The sequence below is a fragment of the Asaia sp. SF2.1 genome (assembly GCF_000505765.1).
GTDB lineage: Bacteria > Pseudomonadota > Alphaproteobacteria > Acetobacterales > Acetobacteraceae > Asaia > Asaia bogorensis.
This window is the reverse complement of sequence record NZ_AYXS01000048.1, coordinates 54698-59221: the sequence shown is the minus strand read 5'-3', so window position 1 is coordinate 59221 and position 4524 is coordinate 54698. Positions and strand designations below refer to the sequence as shown.

Annotated in this window: 4 protein-coding genes; 2 read left to right on the top strand and 2 right to left on the bottom strand. The window is 62.2% G+C overall.

Going from position 1 to position 4524, the window contains the following annotated elements; genetic code table 11:
• Positions 1-96: 96 nt before the first annotated feature.
• Complete coding sequence (gene gmk / locus P792_RS33135; RefSeq protein WP_023979648.1) at positions 97-735, bottom strand: guanylate kinase; 639 nt, start codon at positions 733-735, stop codon at positions 97-99.
• 263 nt (positions 736-998) lie between these two features.
• On the opposite strand from gmk, the gene P792_RS33130 reads away from it, so the two are divergent.
• Positions 999-2321: a DUF1800 family protein gene (locus P792_RS33130; RefSeq protein ID WP_023979647.1), complete on the top strand. Its 1323-nt coding sequence runs from the start codon at positions 999-1001 to the stop codon at positions 2319-2321.
• A gap of 3 nt (positions 2322-2324) precedes the next feature.
• On the top strand, positions 2325-3527 hold the full coding sequence (locus tag P792_RS33125) for a DUF1501 domain-containing protein (RefSeq protein ID WP_023979646.1): 1203 nt from the start codon (positions 2325-2327) through the stop codon (positions 3525-3527).
• Between the two features lie 41 nt (positions 3528-3568).
• On the opposite strand, the gene P792_RS33120 is transcribed toward P792_RS33125, so the two are convergent.
• The coding region (locus P792_RS33120) for an SDR family oxidoreductase (RefSeq protein WP_035440559.1) at positions 3569-4524 on the bottom strand (956 nt) is incomplete at its 5' end.

Genomic DNA, 4524 nt, shown 5'->3' with positions numbered 1-4524 from the left:
CCATCCTAACGACAAACAGGCATCATGCGAAATGATGCAGGCAAAGTGCAGGTATACTGTCAGTACAGGGCAGTTATCACCACACGCACCCGGCTCTCAGCCGGGCTTGTTCGCCTCATATTCCTTCATAAGATCAGCCAGGCCATGCTGACGCTTCGTCTTGAGCCTCGCTGCGACCAGAATCGACTGTGCCTCCCGCACGGCGCGATCTAGTTCGGCATTGACGATCACATGATCGAATTCGCTCCAGTGCGAAATTTCGGCCAGAGCCGCGCCCATGCGCTTGTCGATTTCGGATTCCGCATCCGAAGCCCGCGAGCGCAGGCGGCGATCGAGCTCCTTCATCGAGGGGGGGAGCACGAAAAGGCTTACTACGTCGTCCGGCAGCGCCGCGCGCAGGAGCCTGTGCCCCTGCCAGTCAATATCGAACACCATGTCCCGCCCGCTGGCGAGCGCGGCCTCGACGGGCGCACGGGGTGTGCCGTAACCGCGACCGAACACCTCGGCCCATTCCAGCAATTCCCCTTTCGCGGCCATGTCGCGAAACTGGTCCATGCTGCGAAAATGGTAATGTATGCCCTCTTTCTCGCCGGGACGCGGGGCACGCGTGGTGACCGATACGGAATGGGCAAGGCTGGAATCACCCGCGCGCAGCGCATTGGCGATGGTCGATTTCCCTGCGCCGGAGGGTGCCGAAATCACGAGGCAGACGCCACGTCTTGCTATGGTCGTCATGTCACACCTCCAGTCCCACGTCATCACTCGTGCTGAGCCATAGCCGTTCGGGCAGGATTTGAAAACATGGGAGCATAGGTCCCCCCGCGCCGTGGACAGAGCGCGGCCTTTCGTCTGGCGTTCAGGGCCGCCCCTCCCCGTCATCCACTATGAGCGTCATCGTTACAAAACAGCTGTTTTTACGCCACAAAGCGCCTACACAGTTCGACACAATCAAAATGCATTCCGGTCACCACGCATCCCGGTCCTCGTCAGGAGAGATCATGCAGGTTGTCGATATGGAAAACCGCTTTGGCTGGGGTGCTTGCCCCGATGCCCCAACGCCTGATTCAGGGCGTCAATGGCTGATGGCGCAGCTTGAAGGCCCGCAAAGCCGGTCCTGGGGTTCCCTTGGCACGAGCGCCGATGGTCTGGTGGCACTGCGTACGCAGCGACAGGAAAAACTGCGTGGCAACCCATTGGTCAAACCTATTCTGCAAGCGGAGATAGCCGCCCAGCTCGAGGCTGTGCTCGATGGTGTGCAGCCCTTTCGCGAGAGGCTGGTGTGGTTCTGGTTCAATCACTTCACGGTCAGCCAGAGGCAGGATCGTACGAAAGCGGTCATCGGGGCCTATATGCGCGAGGCCATACGCCCGCATGTGACCGCACGCTTCGTCGATATGCTGACTGCCGTCATGCGTCATCCGGCCATGCTGATGTATCTCGACAATGTCGCCTCGATCGGACCGGACAGTCCCGCCGGCCTGAAGCAGCATCGCGGCCTGAATGAAAATCTGGCGCGGGAATGTCTGGAGTTGCACACGCTCTCGCCTGCCTCTGGCTACACACAGAACGACGTCACGAATTTCGCGGCAATCCTGACCGGCTGGGGCGTGGACATGAAAGCCGAGGCACCGGGATTCCGCTTCAATCGCCGCGCCCACCAACCGGGTAGCAAGACGCTGCTCGGCCAGCTTTTCCCCGAGGGCGAGGCGGGCGGCGTTGCGGCCCTGCAATTTCTGAGTACACATCCCTCAACGTACAAGCATATCGCCACGCAACTCGCCCGGCATTTCCTGACCGACACCCCGACACGTGCCCAGATCGCCCCCATCATGACAGCGTTACAGCGCAGTGGCGGCAATCTGCAGGATGCGACCCGGGCCCTTGTCGATCTGGCAGGAGCAACACCGCACGGCAGCAAACTGCGTACACCCATGGAATATGCAGCCGCCGCCCTGCGCGCCACGGGAACGATACCGGCTCTGACCAGCGCGGATACGAGCAACCCGGACGACCCTCACGCCCCTGCCATGATACTGGCGGCCGCCTGTGCCGCGATGGGTCAGCCGGTCTGGAATGCCCCCATGCCCAACGGGTGGAGCGACCTTGCCCCGGACTGGTCGGCCCCTGCCGATATGATGGCCCGAGCCGACTGGGCCTATCGTTTTGCTGGCAGGCTGACCGAACAGAACCCCGAGACCGTGGCTCAGGTCGCATTAGGCCCCCTGCTACGCCCCGCCACAAATCTGGCCATGCAACATGCCGGGTCACGGCGCGATGCTTTCACCCTGCTTTTCTCTTCGCCCGAGTTCCAGAGGCGCTGACCCATGATGCTCCGTCGTCGTTCTGCCCTTCTCGGTCTGGCCGCGAGCTGGTCTCTCGGTCGTTCCTCCCTTGCTTTTGCGGCGCCATCCGCCGTCTCGTCCGGTCAGGCTCAGGATGCGCGACTGGTCGTGATCCTGCTTCGCGGTGCGCTCGATGGCATGGCGGCTGTCACCCCCTATGGCGACCCCGGGCTCGCTGCGCTGCGCAAGGCGCTTGTCCTGCCTGAACCGGGGCAGGATAAGGGATTGCTCGATCTGGGTGGTACATTCGGGCTGCATCCTGCCCTGACGGGGCTGCACGAACTCTATGGTGCCGGTCAGATGCTTCCAGTCCATGCCGTTGCCGCCCCCTATCGCACGCGCTCTCATTTTGACGCCCAGGATTATCTTGAAAGCGGGGCGGATCATCGCCTCTCCAGTGGTTGGCTCAATCGTGCCGTTTCCTTCCTGCCGGGGCAGAGGCAGCACCCCGAGGGGCTGGGTCTGTCGCTTGGGCTCGATGTGCCCCTGTTGTTGCGCGGTCCCGCCCGCATCGGCAGCTATGCCCCGGCGGGCAGCCAGCATCCCACAAACGAGCTTTACCGCCAGATTGCAAAGCTGAACGAGCATGACAGGCTGACCGGCCCGGCCTTTCACAACGGCCTTCTGACCCGTGGTTTTTCAGGCAATGCCCTGGCGCAGGGCGCCATGCAGGTCGGACGCAAGGAGGATGGTTTCACACGTCTGGCCTCGGCAGCAGGGCTCATGATGTCACGCGACGACGGGCCACGTGTCGCCGCCCTGGAAATAGGCGGATGGGACACCCATGCGGGCCAGATCGGGGCGCTCAAGGCCCCGCTTGCCCGGCTCGATCAGGGAATGACAACCCTGAGAAACAATCTGGGCGCATCCTGGTCACGCACAGTGGTGCTGGCCATGACCGAATTCGGCCGAACCGCCCGCATGAATGGCACGGGCGGGACCGATCACGGCACGGGGGCCGTGGCCTTTCTGGCGGGCGGCGCTGTGCGTGGCGGACGTGTCGCCGGAACATGGCCGGGATTGCGCCCCGGGCAGCTTTTTGAAAACCGCGATCTCGCACCGACAACCGATCTGCGCAGTGTCATAGCCGGAATTCTGTGTGCTCATATGCACCTGCCACGCACAGCGCTCGCACAGGTTTTTCCCGATGGCACACCCGATCTGATGACAGGCCTTGTAGCCTAGCAATATGCCGGGGCTGAATTGCCCCGGTGCAACAGCCAGTCTCAGGGGATGAGTTTTCGCGCCTGCAGCAGGGTAAACAGATCGGCAAAGGAACGCCGTGTATCGTGATACCCTGTAAAGCCGAATAGACGGCTTTTCGTCATGTCGGTCACACATTCCACCGGGCGGCCCAGATCTGCATCCGTATGCCACGGCGAGGCCAGACGGGTCAGGTCGGGCTCAACCAGATCATGCTTTTGGGCGAGCGCCGACCATACATCCTCCTTGCCGCTCATCAGGGCTTCGAGCGACGTTGCCTCACCGGGATAGGGCGCCGCCTCGATGCCAAACCAGTTGGCCAGCTCACCCCACAGGCTCGACCAGCGAAACACGTCGCCATTGACCACATTGAAAGCCTGGTTACGCCCGGCCGGGTTTGTCGAGGCCCAGTGAATCTGGCTCGCAAGCTGCCTTGCATCCGTGACATCGGTGAGCGCGTTCCACTGGGTCGGGGAGCCGGGAAACACGAAGGGCATCCCCGTCTCGCGGCACAGCGAGGCATAGACGGCGAGCGTGGTGCCCATATTCATCAGATTGCCAATGGCAAAGCCGATTACCGTATGAGGGCGATGCACCGACCACGTGAAGTTGAGGCTGCGCGATGCCTCAAACAGCACGTCTTCCTGCGCGTAATAGAAATTCTCGACATCCAGTCGCCCCATGCTTTCGCGGAAAGGGGTGACCGGTGGTGCGCCTTTGGCGTAGGCGTCGAATGGCCCGAGATAATGCTTGAGCCCGGTAACAAGCGCTGCATGGACAAGGGCTTCCGGCTTGGGCAGCGCCTCGAATACATTGCGCAGCATGGCGGCATTGGCGATGCAGTTCTCACGCTCGGTCTCTCGTCGCGTCCACGTAGTGAAGAACACATGGCTTGGCGCGATATCTGCCAGCGCCGCCTTCAGCCCCTGCGGGTCGAGCGTGTCGGCCTTGATGGGCAACACCGTGGCGGGAAGCGCCT

Bases quoted from the DNA above. Each gene is read 5' to 3' on its own strand.
- gmk (WP_023979648.1), bottom strand. From the start codon at position 735: ATGACGACCATAGCAAGACGTGGCGTCTGCCTCGTGATTTCGGCACCC.
- P792_RS33130 (WP_023979647.1), top strand. From the start codon at position 999: ATGCAGGTTGTCGATATGGAAAACCGCTTTGGCTGGGGTGCTTGCCCC.
- P792_RS33125 (WP_023979646.1), top strand. From the start codon at position 2,325: ATGATGCTCCGTCGTCGTTCTGCCCTTCTCGGTCTGGCCGCGAGCTGG.